Here is a 14,006-nt window from a genome sequence, read left to right as displayed (position 1 = left end):
TCGCCGAGGGGTTCAAAGTGATGAATTCGGTTGAGTCTTACCATTCATCATGGCTACGTACTGTTCAAACGTTATATTATGCCCCACGATATATTTTGCAGGAAGAATTCCCACATAACGAATATGCCATGGTTCATATTCATAACCCGTTATCGCTTGTTTTCCTTTAGGATATCGAATGATAAATCCATATGTCGCCGCATGTTTTTGTAACCAGATGGCTTGCGGGGTCTTTGAAAAGCAACTTTGAACAGCGCAACGTCCACTGCTTCCAGAGACATCAATGGCAAGACCAGTCTCATGTTCACTCTCTCCAGGCAGCGCGCTAAATTGCTCTGCCGCCAATTTTCCATACTGTTGAACATACTGTGCAAAAAGGGATGCTTGTGTCGCATACGACCGATAGGCGGAAACTCCATCCATAAAGACGCCATCTTGCTTTGCGGCAGCAAACATTCTCGCTAGCGCAAGTGCCGCTACTTTCCTCATTAAATGAAACTCAGCATCTCGCGCACCGTACAGAAATGGTACACTCGGGACAACAAGATCACTCGGTACATACCCACTGGGCAAGCGATTTTCTTTATTTACAAGAACCAATTGACTCGATGGATCTCTGACAGTTTGCAATGAGCCAAATAAATTGGAATGTACTGTTCCACTCGATTTCGTATGAGTTCGAATCGATTTACTGGCTACCCCTTGCCCCTCCTTTTTGGAACTTTGAATCGAAACCGCTTTTTGTAATCCAAGCAAAACGTGGTTTTCTATCAAGCGAGAAAGAGAACGATGATACCCTATAACGGTAACGACCACCAGCGCAAAAATGATAATCCACCGTTTTTTACGAACAAACCGCAAAATGAACGCCTCCACAATGACTATAGCCAAAACTCTACAATGATCCAAGCAATTTTGTGTTCAGAAAGCATCGTATATTGATTCAATGATCGATCCTCACGATCGAAAAAAGTGCATAACCGAAGTATCAAGTATTGTCAGGTGCGCCGCTGCAAAAAGATAGAATTCGTATTAGTGCTTATGCGACAACTTATGATGAACAGCGACATCCTTGTCATGTTCCGAAGTGTGCACTTCCTGATGAAGACCATGATTTCCGCCATGTCCCAATACATGTGAACTACCCATTCCGTGTTTCATTCCACGGCGAACCATCCACCAATTGATTGGATACGTTACAATCGATCCAATCAAAATGCTAATCGACATGATCAGCCAGAATCGAAGATCTACAGCAGACATGACATGCCAAATCCTCATGAAGTACGCCATCGTCGGAAACATGCCAATCACCATAAAGGTCAATGATAAAAATTCCGCAAAAAAGGCAGTTTTCAATTCATGTTTAAATGTTGTTCCGTTCATTTTCATCATAGGAATCGTTTGGAAAAACAGCCATCCCATTAAAAAGCCAGCGATGTACTCAACCACCATGCTCTGAGACTCGGGTAACCTTAACCAAGTCGCAACAGTCGATGCAGCGACAATCCCTAACGCGTCACCAGCTACGCAATGCATGACAGAACCTACCGACTGCTTCCACATCGGCGCAACAAATGCATCGTGAGTGCCCGGTTCTGGCTCGCGACAACTACGGTGGTATAGCCAAATTCCGATGAATCCGAGGTAAAGCGTAATTAATATCCATGCGATTTTCATCATGGACATGATTTCCGGTTGGTGGCGAAGATCTTTCACCAACCAGAACGTACAACAGACTGAGATTACGATCCATGTTAAAGAGAAAATTTGCATTTTTAATCCTCATTTCTATGATTTTTGAAGAATCATAATATACCCTTTAAGAGGATCGCCTATACGTTACATGCCAATGTACCCGTGATATAGCCCAATCAACCACTTAATGATTAACGTCAGCTGTCCCGTTGCCAATAAAATGCCCATGAATACCATAATTCCTCCGCCAATCTGATTAACACGATAACTGTATGTATGCAATTTTCGAACGGAACCAAGTGTATAAGCCAAAATAAGAAATGGTATGGCAAATCCAACCGTATAAAAAAGCATGAGAAGTGCACCATTTAACTGATTGGTCGCAGCAACAGTAATGACTGATGCCAAAATTGGACCAATACATGGTGTCCATCCTGCAGAAAAGCTCATCCCAATGACAAATGCACCGAGAAAACCTTGCGGTTTGGAATCCACGTGCCACTTAAGTTCTCTCATCAGGAATCCCGGTTTAATAACTCCCATGAGAAATAGCCCCATGACAATTACAATGACACCTCCAACTTGGCTAAGCACCGATCGATATTGTGCAAACAACAGACCAAGAAGGCTTGCCGAGGCGCCGAGCGCTACAAAAATGACAGAAAAACCAAGCACAAAGAAGACTGCGTGCGATAATGCCCGTTTTCGAATTTCTGAAGGGATATTCCCTTTTTGATAGGCTCCGTAAGAAACCCCAGAGATGTAGGAAATATACGATGGGTAAAGCGGAAGACAACAGGGTGAAATAAAAGACACCAGGCCGGCTATGAATGCGAGCCAAATGGACGGGACCATATTCACACGATCTGCCTCCGATCATTTTCTCGTACACTGATTATTCCGAGCAATGCAAGCACTAAAGCCACCCATTGCCCAGGACTTAATCCGATGATTACCCACGTATTTACAGTTGTAATCGATACGAGAAGAGATCCAATTCCAACAAATATAAGTAACCAACTTCCTTTATTCCTAACGCGCATCTTCCAGACGATAGCAAGAGAAACCCATAGCACCATAGACTCATAAAAATTTGTGGGTTGATATACTTGACCATAGGCATGAACGCCCCAAGGCAAATGGGTAGTCTTACCTAGAGATAACCAAAACAACTCCGTAACTGCACCACCCGCTACAAGTCCGATTGGCCAAATATCGATGACAGAACGCCAGATGAGTTTGAGTCTCCACCACTTATAGGAACCATAGGTGAGCGCAACGAGAAGACCTGCCTCTCCTGCATAGGTGCTTCCTGGAATCGCCAACATTGACAATGGATTGCGAATGGCATCCATTGGATTAAGCAAGAGATTGGAAAACTTCCATCCCAGAACCCCCACCAAAACAATAGAAAAGAGAAGTTCGCTTATTTGTTGACCTTGTTGAATCGATGTGCGCTGAACATGCCATTTCATAAACTGTGTACCTAAATAAACACCGAGAAAAACACCGATCCATGCATAAGGAATGGTAATTTCTCCTATCGTGAAACCTCCGAGCAATGCAAGCATATCCATTCACACCTCTAATCAATGGTTAATCAGTGCCTTGAAATTTTCCTGCATCATCGCTTTAGACATACCCCCAGTTACACGGTTTACAATGATCCCCCTACCGTTTATAAAAAGACTCGTCGGAATTGCAATAACGTCGTATTTTTTAGCTATAACATCTTTGGGATCCTCTAAGACTGTATAAGGAATGTGATAATACTGAATGAATCCCTTCGCCGACTGCACGGTGTCACTCCCTGTTAAATTGATACCAAGAAAAACAACTTGCTTCCCATATTGACGATACATCCTTACCAAATCAGGAGTCTCTGCCTGACAGGGCGGGCACCAAGATGCCCAAAAATTTATAAATACGTCCTTTCCTCGATATTGTGATAATGACCGTGTACCCCCATTAAAAGTCATTAATCGAAAGGGAGGGGCTTGATATCCGGGTTCAGGTAACGTTGCTGGATTTCCCTTTACCTGATTCACGATTACAACTAAAATCATCACAAGGATAAGTACAGCCACTATCCAAATCCGAATCGAATGAAATCGCATCACCATTTTCTCCTTACTTTAAAAGTGATCACAAACAAGAAGCTACTAAAAGTAGAATAAACAAAAGGAAAGACGTCCCTGATTGAATCGTTGATCGGATCATCCACTTGCGTTTTACGTCGCGCCTTGCTTCTTGTCCAATCAGTTGATATACGCGTGGTCTCATGAAATCATCAAAGCCATTCCAAGCGACCTCATGAACATGTACGTGTTTCAAATCGACTTCCATTACAGCAAGAAGTGCTGCAGCAAGGTGTTCTTTTCCCACATGACGAATGGCAAACTGATCTGCATCAAGTTCCAACAGTATTTGGTATTGCCGTACAATTTCACCGACAATCGGAAAAAACCAAAAAACCTTTGCGAATGAGCGAGCTAATGCCAACAGAAGCGGATGGTGTCCAATCGCATGCATCCGCTCATGAAGTAAGACAGCGTGAAGTTGCTTCTCATTAAGTAATTCGACCATCCCTTGTGAAATCACGATTCGCGGATGGAAAAATCCTGATGTAAATGAAAAAATCTGCTTCGATTGAGTGTACGACAACCTATTTTCCATACTGTGCTCTTTTGCAAACTGAGAAACCGATTCAGGTGGAACACTAAAACTTAAACGCCCCATCAGTTTCGCTGCGCGAATCCTCTGTAGAATAACCATAAATAGGATTGCTCCTTGAGCGACTAGCAACAAAACGACGGCTCCAAAACCATTCTCCGATGAGTACTGAATCCCTTGGTTTAACCAAATTATGCAATACGCTGCAAAGGATGAGACATGCCTCACCCAATTTATAAGAAAAGGACTCAGAAGAATTACGATGCTCAACAAGAGCCAGATAATAAAAAGCCAAAACCCCACTAAAAGGACGTTGTGATGATTTGCTTTCACTCTTCATGCTGTGAAACATTCAGAATGCGACGTAACTCAGTTAAGAGATCAGGATCGCGTCGCGAAACGCTATCGACAAAATGAACAATGGCCAATTCCCCAAATTCCTCCACCAAACAATCTGAAACATTTTGAGATACCCTTCTAAGTAGCTCATCTTTTGTGACGCAAGGAGAAAAACGAGCGACACCTTCATCTATTCGCATAAGAAGTTCCTTCTCACAGAGCCTTTTTAAGATCGTCATCACAGTATTAAAGGCAAAAGGACGTTTATGTTCCAATTCCATCAGGACTTCCCGAGCAGTTCCACTTTTTATTCTCCACAATATTTCCATGACATCTGCTTCTAGTGGTCCCAAAACGCGTTGAAGTCCTTGTTCACGTAAATGGAAAGCTTGTAGTTCTCCATTCTTCCACATGGTCTTCCTCCCACTTCCCAGTTCATTTTCCTATTGTGAAATGTTCTTTGAGTTAAAAAAATCGGTTACCATGAAAAAATTGATTCCATTTTTCATCTTTTCAAGCAATCAGTTTACCGACCAATATAGAGACGACAGACAATGCAATGAGAATAAAATTCACAACAATCACATCAGACATTCCAACCATCATCGAAGCCATCATAGCACTCATGACAGATGAAATCGTACGTTCACCTATTTCTTCGATGCGCAGTACCCTTTTCTCAATCATCGTCAAAATCAGAGTACCTATAACAGCCACCAAGATAGCTAAGATTTCATTCTTAAAGACTGATTCTGTGAGAACCGCTATCGCAAATGGAACAGTCATGGAAATCATCATTTCAACAGACATTCCATGATAATTTCGATACTTTGATCGTCTCGACCGAGAATAAAGAAATATTCCTGCCACAAACGTAATTAAGGCAAAAAAACTCACAAGTCCCACCCCCATCACTACACTATGTCGTGCGGTAGTGGGACTTGCCACAGTCCTTTCGAAAAGTTTCAACTTTCGTCATACGTTAATTGATCCTAATCTCATGCAGCCATCATTTCATGGTCGGAAAATGTTGCCCAAAATTCCATGCCCTTCTCCATGATGGCCATGGCGCTCTTCTTCATGATGGCCATGGCGCTCTTCTTCATGATGACCGTGGCGCTCTTCTTCATGATGGCCGTGGCGCTCTTCTTCGTGACGGCCGTGGTGCCCTTCTCCAAACAAATGGCGCAAAAAATCTGTCATGCTATACTCACCTCACGATTTGATGTCCCTCACACATCACACTACACTATGTAGTGTGATGTGTCGAGTCCTGCGCTACCATGCAGCGATGTATTTCTCCTTATTTTCCCAAACAAAAGAAGGCGAGCGATAACGATCTTGCAAAAAATACTTGTCGTAGATGATGAAATTGTGATTATCGATGTGATTCAATCCTACTTAGAAAAAGCAGGGTATCAAGTCGTGACTGCTACGAATGGCGTAGAATGCATGCGGCAATTTATACTTTATAAACCAGATCTCGTTATCCTTGATCTCATGCTTCCTGACCATTCTGGGGAAGACTTATGTAAAACCATTCGCGCACAATCCGATGTAGCAGTGATTATGGTAACGGCAAAATCTTCTATAAACTCACGAATTCGAGGATTGTCGCTTGGAGCGGATGATTATTTGATCAAGCCATTTGACCCAAGGGAACTCATCACACGCGTTAAAACGGTTCTACGTCGCACGGAGGAACATCGATTGTTGGCATATTCTATCGAATGGGACGATGGTAAATTAATCATCGACGATGAACGGCATAAAGTCTTCGCTCGCGGAGAGGAACTTTCACTTACATCGCGAGAATATGATCTGCTCGTTACGCTAGCTCGACATCCAGGGCGTGTTTGGACACGGGACGAACTCGTGGTGCGCGCATTTGGTTTTCAGTACGAAGGTGATCTTCGCACCATTGATGCATTTATAAAAACATTGCGGCAAAAGCTAGAAGAAAATCCTCGGCAACCAAGATATGTGCATACGGTTTACGGAGTAGGCTATCGATTCGAGGTTAAACCATTGTGAAACCATTACAGAGTAGACTGCTTATTTCATTTCTTGCGATCACTCTATCCATGACTGTTATGAACGCAATTGTCATCAGAATTGTCGCTACAAACCACTTTCGGTCTTTTCTTAATGGTCAAACCCGCCACACTGAAATCATTACAATGCTCGTAAGGCATCTCACGATCGCCTTAAGTCAAACTCTCATTTCGATGGCCATTGTCATCGTAATTTTGACCTTCGCGATATCCTGGTGGCTATCAAAGCGTTTAACATACCCTCTGAGAACGTTGATCGAGCAGGCTGAAGCATTGGCAAAAGGACACTTTTTCCACAATAGCAATCCCAGCAACAGTCACAACGAGATCACTTATCTCTCATCTACACTCAACCATATGTCACAACAATTGGCTCAACAAGCAAATCTCCGAGAGCGACTTATCCAAGATGTCTCACATGAACTCCGCACACCACTAACAGCCTTGAAGGCAAGCCTCGCAGCTATCATCGATGGCGTCTGGATGCCTACACCAGAGCGCTTTGCCTTACTCATGGCAGAAGTAACGCGGTTCGAGAAAATGGTGCTCGATCTTGAAAGGAGTATGATTCAAACCCAGCCAACGATGCGTGCTAAGGTACCCGTCAACATCTCGAACTGTTTACATTTAGCGATTGAACATGTAAAAGCTATTATTGAAGAAAAGAAAATTATCTTTCACGTTGGCATACTACCTGTTGATCAGTACGTTCTGACAGATGCAGATCAATTACTTCAGGTATTTGTAAACTTATTGGATAATGCATACAAATATACACTCCCCCATCATTCGATCGAAGTAAAGGTAGAAGTAACTTCCCGCGATATAAAGACAACCATTCGGGATACAGGCATCGGCATCCCGATGAAAGATCTGCCCTATATCTGTGAACGGTTCTATCGTGTCGAGTCTTCTCGGGATCGTAAGACAGGTGGAACAGGATTGGGACTTGCTATCGCTAAAGAAATCATTATCGATTCAAATGGCAGCTTGCAAATAGAGAGTCAGTTGGGGATCGGTACCATCGCGACCGTCATTTTGCCAAAAGTGTTATCTACCTTCGTCAGTTTTTCATAATTCATTTGTAGAGTATCCTTATATTCTCAGAAAGGTGGACAATCTGAATGCCAAGAAAATTCACTCGGCAAATCCTCGCCGCGTCGGCACTCCTTGCAATATCCGGATTTAGTGTTTGGCAAATAAGTTCAGCACAATCAGAACGATTGAATATGGCAATACCCAGGGCAACCACACATCCTGTCTCCCCAAATGTCTCAAACGCCTCATATACCGTCGATCAAGGAGTAAAAGTCTTCCACTTAACCGCGGAGAAGGTTAAACAAGAGGTATCAAAAGGTGTTTTCATGAATGCATGGGGATATAACGGTGGCACTCCTGGCCCTACCATCGTTGTTCATCAGGGTGACACGATCCGTGTCTTAGTATCAAATCGTTTGCCAGTCCCAACGAGTGTGCACTGGCATGGGCTAAACGTTCCGAATTCCATGGATGGCGTGCCAGGCATAGAGCCATCCCCCGCGATTCTACCGGGTAAGAGCTTCAGTTACCAATTTAAGGTGAATCAAGTTGGGACTTTCATGTATCACTCCCATTTGAATCCTGCGATTCAAGAGATGATGGGATTAGACGGGGTCTTTATTTCCCTCCCTAAACGTGGAAGAGATACATTTATGGGAAAATCGATACAACACGATTATACGCTGCTGCTGCAAGAGTGGAGCTTACAAAAAACAGGAACAAAGCAGAACAGAATGCCAATGGGTTCATCAAACTCTAATACTATGACCTTTGGTGAAGGTCAAGTGCCCGCTGGGAACTATGATATTAATCCAGAAAGCATGAGTTGGAATGTATTTACATTCAATGGAAAACAGTACCCGGCAACAGCGCCTTTAACTGTAAAAAAGGGGGATCGTGTATTGATTCGTCTCGCCAACTTGAGCATGGAAAATCATCCCATTCATTTGCACGGTCACAATTTTACGATTATATCCAAAGATGGAAACGAAATTCCGAAGACTGCCCAGTATCAGGAAAACACTGTGAATGTGGCTCCAGGTGAGACTTATGACATCTTACTAACTGCTAATAATCCTGGGAATTGGCCATTACATTGTCACTTACCCCATCACACGATGGGGATCAACGGACAAGAAGCAGGTATGATGTCTATCTTACAATACGTAAAATCGAACGGAAAACCCTATTATCCACTGCAGAAATCAAGTACTGACAAGTCGAGAATGCCCAATGCCATTGGGAATATGAGCGGGATGTAACGTCACAATTCATGCTACTTCCATTAAACGGAAGTAGCATGGTCTTCAATTGACCTAGAAATAACACAAAAAATGAATGACGATTTAGAAGTTAACTTAAGATCACCATTTAAGGATTATTAGATTGTCATATAGCATGTAGATAGCGACGATCATGATGATTGATGAAAATACAACCTGTAAGGTTCTCTTGTTCTGTCCAAGTCGACTCGATAGCATGGTTCCCAAAACGCCGCCAACAATTCCCCCGAGAACGTAGAGAATAAAAACCCACCAATCAATCATGCCAGAAATCGAATACGATATCGCCGTTGTTAGCCCGAAAGTTCCAACAGAGAAAAGAGAGCTTCCAATGGCATCGATCATTGACATACTCGTCGCATACATTAGCCCTGGAACAATCAAGAATCCCCCACCAATTCCAAAGAAACCAGAAACGACTCCCGTAGTGGCTCCAGTCGCGATCGTGCGAAGAAATTTAATTTCATGTACTTTTTCATCTGTTTGATCCGACTGTTTTGTCCGTAGCATCTTTACCGCAATGACCAACATGAGAACAGCAAACAAAAATAGCAAAGCTTTACCATCGAGCCTTTTGCCAATCACCGAACCGATCACTGCACCGATAGCACCTGGTATTGCAAATAAAATTGCTGCATTCCATCGAACATGATTCTTACGCCAATGTGGGATAAGATTAATAAACGCATTAACGGCAACCGCAAGCGCTGTGGTTCCAATAACAATATGTGCATCATGAATGCCAACAACGTATAAGAGCAGTGGAACAGCAAGGATTGAACCTCCACCTCCGATCAATCCGAGAGTAAACCCAACAAGACCGCCGGAAAATATAGAGAGTACAATCTGTACGTCGGTTAAATGAATATTCACGAGATAATCTCCCCTACGTATAAAATTTTGTCGAACGAATTCAATCTCCGCAAATACCTACCAGGGTATCATAGGTGAGCGATGTTTTTCTGTCAATAATGTGAGATCAATCCATTGTCCATATGAAGATATAAGAACGCGAAAGCACGCAGGGTCAAGTCCGTAATTGTGTGTAATTTCGTTTTTCCTCTGTCCAAAGGGGCTCTTGTCCTTTCATCGCCTTCCGACGACTTGAAGCTCTTCCGTTCATCTTGCGATTCGTGTGGCTCCACCCTTGCATGGATGCGGTTTGGTTTGTCCGGCCAGACGGGACACCCAAGCGCAAGGTGAAAGCTTCATGATGCCCACGTCTCGGCCTTCTGCCTCAATTTCTCCTGCTGCTCCTTGCACCACGAAGCATACGCATCCATGTCGAGGTATTTTCGATGGGACGACCATCCCTCATCGATCCCCATCAGCAACGCTCCTAGCAAACGAAGTGTAAATTCTCGATTGGGAAAGATGCGAATCACTCGCTCACGACGGCGAATCTCTTCGTTTAACCGTTCCACGCTGTTCGTCGTCCGCAACTTCCGATGCAACGATTCGGGTAACGCCAATACTGCCTTTGCATCTTCAAATCCTTCTTCCAACACCTTGACCGCCTTGGGTGCCTTCTCTCCATATTCTTGGAGCACTCGGTTTAGCAGCGTTCTTGCCGTCTCCTCATCAGGTGCCGTTAAAATCGTCCGCACCTGCTGCTGTATTTCAGACATCAGCTTCTGCAAAACACACGGGATTCGATGGAATGGACCGGCGTTTGGATGGCCTGCAAAGAAAGAGCGCAAAGATACAGAAACGACAGGCGAAGCTTGATGCGGCGGATCGCAATGCTGTCGAAGGGAAATTTGGCGAGGGCAAGAGAATCTACGGGCTTGGTCTTATGAAGGCACGACTGGCAAACACGAGCGCGACGGTGATTACCCTTCAACTGCTGGTGATGAACCTGGAAAGGAAATTACGGTTCCTTTTTTGTCGCCAATCCTGTCTACTCTCTTTAATCATCCGAAAGAAAACCGGGTTGGCCATTTTGTGCCGTACGACACTCCCTACTGTAGTGGGCGAATATTCCTCCAGAGCACTGAGGTTCAAATACCGATTGGACGCTTCTGTCAATCATATAAAGAGGTCTCTTTCCACAACGCGAACCAAAAGATGCAACCATACTCCTCTCAGAAAATGAATATAACTGCAAAGAAGGAAATCGCCGCCACCAGAACGAAGACCGCCACGGGCAGGCCCGCATTGGCGCATATTTTTGTCCATCGTACCCTGTGTTTTTTCGCTGCTGTACTGTAGATCTTGGCGAGCAGCAATGCCATCCACCATATGAACAGCGTGGGCAGCACTCCGAGTGCTGCCCCGCAAACCATGGCCATCTTCCAGTCTCCCTGCCCCCAGAGTCCAAGAAGCGTCGGAATAAGGAGTAACAGCCCGGTGCAAACGAAGGCGAAAACCGCCGCCTCTCCCGAACCACTGCCGACGTGCCACACCAAGAAGAACACCAATCCAATCAGGTTTAGCCAATTGGGAATCCGCCGTTCCCGGATGTCAAACCACGCTGCAACTAGCGCAAAGACAAGGAACGCGATCCATACCCACGCTCCGTGAGCCATCCCCAACCCGAACCATGCTTCCTTACCCCACTCCGAATACAAGCCTCCACCCCCATCCGCGAAACGGATCTCTCCCACTTCATCAATGATTTGTCCACTTCGGACAGCCGTACAGACAGGCACCCGTGATACCCGGCAGCGTGACATTGCGAAATCCAAATGCCACCGACCGTTTCCATCGATCCCTCATAACGTCTCCCGGCATCGCATCCGTGGCCGTTTCTGTGACAAACGTCTGATTCGTCAAGCTGCGCTCGATAAAATCAACGTCTCCGGGGAACGCCGTGTCTTGGTGCGAAAGGTTTGTGAGTTGGATAATGCATGCGTATTTTTTTCAGTTCACCGCCACGTGTCGTCTGAGCACCGAACAACGCCCCTCCAACTGGAAACCACTTTTTTCCTTGTTGACATCGCTCGTTATTGAATCACAACAGGCACCCACTGCTCGGTGTTCACGGTAACCCAACCATATTCGGGTACGTTTCGATACCCAGTGAAGGTCTCCACGCGAGTCACCGGTACCGATTCAATCGTAAAGATCGGAATCGTTTGCGTGCGATAGACAGGCACCGTTTGATACAAAGGAATTGTCTCCGTGCGATAAACGGGAACCGTTTTGTACACAGGCTTCTGGATCATACCGCCGGAGCATTCATAGCGTCGGAGATGGACATCGTACATCCATTCGCCGTCACAGATTGAAGTCGTGCCGGTTTGCACGCGCTGCGTGCCTATTAGATAGCGTCTGGTGATTGAATCGATTTCCTGTTGCTTGGTTCCAATTTGAAACATCCGTGTGGTGGTCCCCGTCTGCACCCGTTTACTTTGGACCGTCGTCACATCGGCTTGGTAGGTGTACGCTTGCTGTGTCGTACCGATCTGTTCCCATTTTTCAGTTTGCACGATCCTATCGTAGCCACCCGTGATGGTCACCGGGTTGCTGTTTGCCATCGCCGCCCATGCGAAAGGGGACGGTGCGAAAAAGAGTGATGCCACACCCACGAATGCGCTTTTCCATCTGAACATTTCGGATACCCCCTTCAATCGATTTGCGCCACAAAGGTTTGGCTGATGTCCGGTTGCATCGTGATGCGCGTCGAGAGCGTTGTCCCTTGGTCGGTTTGTGCAACGATCTGACCCGTCGTCCGATTGTGGATGCGCAGCGTGGCGCCACGCAGCGGTTGATTGACCGTCGCCGTGAGTGTGACCTGGTTGTCCGTCGGATCGCCCACCGCCGACAGCGTCACGGTAAACGCGCGCACGGTGACGAAGGCCGTACCCATTCCCCCATCGCAGCTTGCCATCACCGACTCCGTGCCGCCCGTTCCCGGCGCGGTGAAGGTGGCGGTGAAAATTCCCTGACGATCGGTTACGACAACGTGCGGACGAATCTGCCCGCCAGCGGCCGACAGCGTCACGGCTTGATCGGCTAACCCTGTCCCTTTCAAAGACACCCTACCGCTCAGCAGTTCAGATTGACCCACCATGAGACTTTGGAGAGGATTCAAGGTCACCATCGGCATGGGTGCACTCATGGGATACTGCGTTTGAAACGATCCACTACTGCCTGTCTGCGGATTTGTCACTGACACGGTGATCGGATCCCCCGGCGCAAAGACCTCGCTACCTTGCCCGGCCGATCCATTTGAGACACCCGTTACCCCGTATCTGTCAAATCCGTCCACGACAATCCGGTCATTTTTCCAGGACGTGATTGTCGGTTGAACCAAAAAAGAAGACCCATCCGCTGCCGTCCATCCGCGACGGGTATCCTGGATGAGCAGCACCGTCTGACTCGCCGTTGGTGGATTCCCAAAACCGTAACCGGAGATCACGATTTTCGGTCCCCACGTGGATGTGTTCCAGGACACGGAGTCGACATGTGTAGTGTCGGCGCCTGGGAGGATCGGGACATTCGTGTTCGTCAGCCAGGTGTTCTCTGTCGGTGACAACGGTGGAGACTGCCCCCACAGGGCCTGTGCCATATCGTTGTTGGACTTCACGCCGATGGCCACCGCGTGATTGAACGAGCCAAAAGCGGCAGGCATTAGCCCCACCGTCAGAACACCGACCGCGAACAGCGTCCACAGAAGCATGCGCGTTTCTCGTTCCATCTCTTCTTCACCCCTTTCCCACGACCGGATCGTCCACCGGGACCACAGCCTTCATCGGCACCGCCATCGACCGAAGTTCCGGCACGCGCGCGGCCGCTGTCTGCAAAAAGAGCGGCAAAAAATCCCCGCGGACGGTAACCGTCACCTGATTGCCGCTGATGCTGGTTTCCAGCGACAGGTTCGAAAACACCTGCGCCAAATGCATGTCGTTCACCTCTTCATCGAACACCTCGGTCGCGGCGGCATTCACCGGGCCTGTGAGTGACCACGCTGCCTGTG

The 14,006-nt window shown here is 46.2% G+C and carries 16 protein-coding genes and 3 pseudogenes; 4 read left to right on the top strand and 15 right to left on the bottom strand.

Annotated elements, in window-relative coordinates; translation table 11 throughout:
- Nucleotides 1-12 precede the first annotated feature (12 nt).
- The 9 genes from AYW79_RS09660 to AYW79_RS09620 form a co-directional block, all read right to left on the bottom strand.
- On the bottom strand, nt 13-861 hold the full coding sequence (locus tag AYW79_RS09660; protein WP_179123007.1) for a M15 family metallopeptidase: 849 nt from the start codon (nt 859-861) through the stop codon (nt 13-15).
- 171 nt (nt 862-1,032) lie between these two features.
- Complete coding sequence (locus AYW79_RS09655; RefSeq protein WP_067564953.1) at nt 1,033-1,776, bottom strand: DUF4396 domain-containing protein; 744 nt, start codon at nt 1,774-1,776, stop codon at nt 1,033-1,035.
- Nucleotides 1,777-1,842: 66 nt separating this feature from the next.
- Complete coding sequence (locus tag AYW79_RS09650; RefSeq protein ID WP_067564951.1) at nt 1,843-2,553, bottom strand: cytochrome c biogenesis CcdA family protein; 711 nt, start codon at nt 2,551-2,553, stop codon at nt 1,843-1,845.
- A 2-nt stretch (nt 2,554-2,555) separates the two neighbouring features.
- Entirely contained in the window at nt 2,556-3,275 is a 720-nt protein-coding gene (locus tag AYW79_RS09645; RefSeq protein WP_079289931.1) for a prolipoprotein diacylglyceryl transferase family protein, read from the bottom strand.
- Nucleotides 3,276-3,287: 12 nt separating this feature from the next.
- Nucleotides 3,288-3,815, bottom strand: a complete 528-nt coding sequence (locus AYW79_RS09640) for a TlpA family protein disulfide reductase (RefSeq protein WP_067564948.1) — start codon at nt 3,813-3,815, stop codon at nt 3,288-3,290.
- 28 nt (nt 3,816-3,843) lie between these two features.
- Nucleotides 3,844-4,599: a M56 family metallopeptidase gene (locus AYW79_RS09635; protein ID WP_269449283.1), complete on the bottom strand. Its 756-nt coding sequence runs from the start codon at nt 4,597-4,599 to the stop codon at nt 3,844-3,846.
- A 101-nt stretch (nt 4,600-4,700) separates the two neighbouring features.
- Nucleotides 4,701-5,123, bottom strand: a complete 423-nt coding sequence (locus AYW79_RS09630) for a BlaI/MecI/CopY family transcriptional regulator (protein WP_067711235.1) — start codon at nt 5,121-5,123, stop codon at nt 4,701-4,703.
- 100 nt (nt 5,124-5,223) lie between these two features.
- The gene (locus tag AYW79_RS09625; RefSeq protein ID WP_067564944.1) at nt 5,224-5,607 is read right to left on the bottom strand and encodes a hypothetical protein; all 384 of its coding nucleotides are present in this window, start codon (nt 5,605-5,607) and stop codon (nt 5,224-5,226) included.
- A gap of 101 nt (nt 5,608-5,708) precedes the next feature.
- Nucleotides 5,709-5,888: a hypothetical protein gene (locus AYW79_RS09620; RefSeq protein ID WP_067564942.1), complete on the bottom strand. Its 180-nt coding sequence runs from the start codon at nt 5,886-5,888 to the stop codon at nt 5,709-5,711.
- A 163-nt stretch (nt 5,889-6,051) separates the two neighbouring features.
- On the opposite strand from AYW79_RS09620, the gene AYW79_RS09615 reads away from it, so the two are divergent.
- From AYW79_RS09615 to AYW79_RS09605, 3 genes are read left to right on the top strand one after another with little or no spacing between them, the layout of a single operon-like run.
- On the top strand, nt 6,052-6,744 hold the full coding sequence (locus AYW79_RS09615) for a response regulator transcription factor (protein ID WP_197460982.1): 693 nt from the start codon (nt 6,052-6,054) through the stop codon (nt 6,742-6,744).
- Nucleotides 6,741-7,841, top strand: coding sequence for a sensor histidine kinase (locus tag AYW79_RS09610; protein WP_067564941.1), 1,101 nt, complete (start codon nt 6,741-6,743; stop codon nt 7,839-7,841). The genes AYW79_RS09615 and AYW79_RS09610 overlap by 4 nt, the downstream gene beginning before the upstream one ends.
- A gap of 47 nt (nt 7,842-7,888) precedes the next feature.
- The gene (locus tag AYW79_RS09605; protein WP_067564940.1) at nt 7,889-9,064 is read left to right on the top strand and encodes a multicopper oxidase family protein; all 1,176 of its coding nucleotides are present in this window, start codon (nt 7,889-7,891) and stop codon (nt 9,062-9,064) included.
- 102 nt (nt 9,065-9,166) lie between these two features.
- Here the strand turns inward: AYW79_RS09605 and AYW79_RS09600 are convergent, their stop codons facing one another.
- Together AYW79_RS09600 and AYW79_RS09595 are read right to left on the bottom strand one after the other, a co-directional pair.
- Nucleotides 9,167-9,958, bottom strand: a complete 792-nt coding sequence (locus tag AYW79_RS09600) for a sulfite exporter TauE/SafE family protein (RefSeq protein WP_143216107.1) — start codon at nt 9,956-9,958, stop codon at nt 9,167-9,169.
- 335 nt (nt 9,959-10,293) lie between these two features.
- A pseudogene (locus tag AYW79_RS09595) lies at nt 10,294-10,716 on the bottom strand (transposase); the annotation flags it as partial.
- 4 nt (nt 10,717-10,720) lie between these two features.
- Here AYW79_RS09595 and AYW79_RS16090 point away from each other — a divergent pair.
- A pseudogene (locus AYW79_RS16090) lies at nt 10,721-10,976 on the top strand (transposase); the annotation flags it as partial.
- A 193-nt stretch (nt 10,977-11,169) separates the two neighbouring features.
- Here AYW79_RS16090 and AYW79_RS09585 read toward each other — a convergent pair.
- The 4 genes and pseudogenes from AYW79_RS09585 to AYW79_RS15860 all read right to left on the bottom strand — a co-directional run.
- Nucleotides 11,170-11,760 (bottom strand): A24 family peptidase, encoded by a 591-nt coding sequence (locus AYW79_RS09585; protein WP_143216106.1) that lies wholly within the window; start codon nt 11,758-11,760, stop codon nt 11,170-11,172.
- Between the two features lie 270 nt (nt 11,761-12,030).
- Nucleotides 12,031-12,639, bottom strand: a complete 609-nt coding sequence (locus AYW79_RS09580) for a hypothetical protein (protein ID WP_067564936.1) — start codon at nt 12,637-12,639, stop codon at nt 12,031-12,033.
- Between the two features lie 14 nt (nt 12,640-12,653).
- Nucleotides 12,654-13,727 (bottom strand): hypothetical protein, encoded by a 1,074-nt coding sequence (locus AYW79_RS09575; RefSeq protein WP_067564933.1) that lies wholly within the window; start codon nt 13,725-13,727, stop codon nt 12,654-12,656.
- A 7-nt stretch (nt 13,728-13,734) separates the two neighbouring features.
- A pseudogene (locus AYW79_RS15860) lies at nt 13,735-14,006 on the bottom strand (hypothetical protein); the annotation flags it as partial.

Origin of the sequence: Ferroacidibacillus organovorans, from assembly GCF_001642725.1 — a bacterium.
GTDB lineage: Bacteria > Bacillota > Bacilli > Alicyclobacillales > SLC66 > Ferroacidibacillus > Ferroacidibacillus organovorans.
This window is presented reverse-complemented; position numbering and strand designations above follow the sequence as displayed.

What these genes read in the sequence shown, in the direction of transcription:
- AYW79_RS09655 (WP_067564953.1), bottom strand. Translation starts at nt 1,776, where the DNA reads ATGCAAATTTTCTCTTTAACATGGATCGTAATCTCAGTCTGTTGTACG.
- AYW79_RS09650 (WP_067564951.1), bottom strand. Translation starts at nt 2,553, where the DNA reads ATGGTCCCGTCCATTTGGCTCGCATTCATAGCCGGCCTGGTGTCTTTT.
- AYW79_RS09645 (WP_079289931.1), bottom strand. Translation starts at nt 3,275, where the DNA reads ATGGATATGCTTGCATTGCTCGGAGGTTTCACGATAGGAGAAATTACC.
- AYW79_RS09640 (WP_067564948.1), bottom strand. Translation starts at nt 3,815, where the DNA reads ATGCGATTTCATTCGATTCGGATTTGGATAGTGGCTGTACTTATCCTT.
- AYW79_RS09630 (WP_067711235.1), bottom strand. Translation starts at nt 5,123, where the DNA reads ATGTGGAAGAATGGAGAACTACAAGCTTTCCATTTACGTGAACAAGGA.
- AYW79_RS09605 (WP_067564940.1), top strand. Translation starts at nt 7,889, where the DNA reads ATGCCAAGAAAATTCACTCGGCAAATCCTCGCCGCGTCGGCACTCCTT.
- AYW79_RS09585 (WP_143216106.1), bottom strand. Translation starts at nt 11,760, where the DNA reads ATGTCACGCTGCCGGGTATCACGGGTGCCTGTCTGTACGGCTGTCCGA.
- AYW79_RS09580 (WP_067564936.1), bottom strand. Translation starts at nt 12,639, where the DNA reads ATGTTCAGATGGAAAAGCGCATTCGTGGGTGTGGCATCACTCTTTTTC.
- AYW79_RS09575 (WP_067564933.1), bottom strand. Translation starts at nt 13,727, where the DNA reads ATGGAACGAGAAACGCGCATGCTTCTGTGGACGCTGTTCGCGGTCGGT.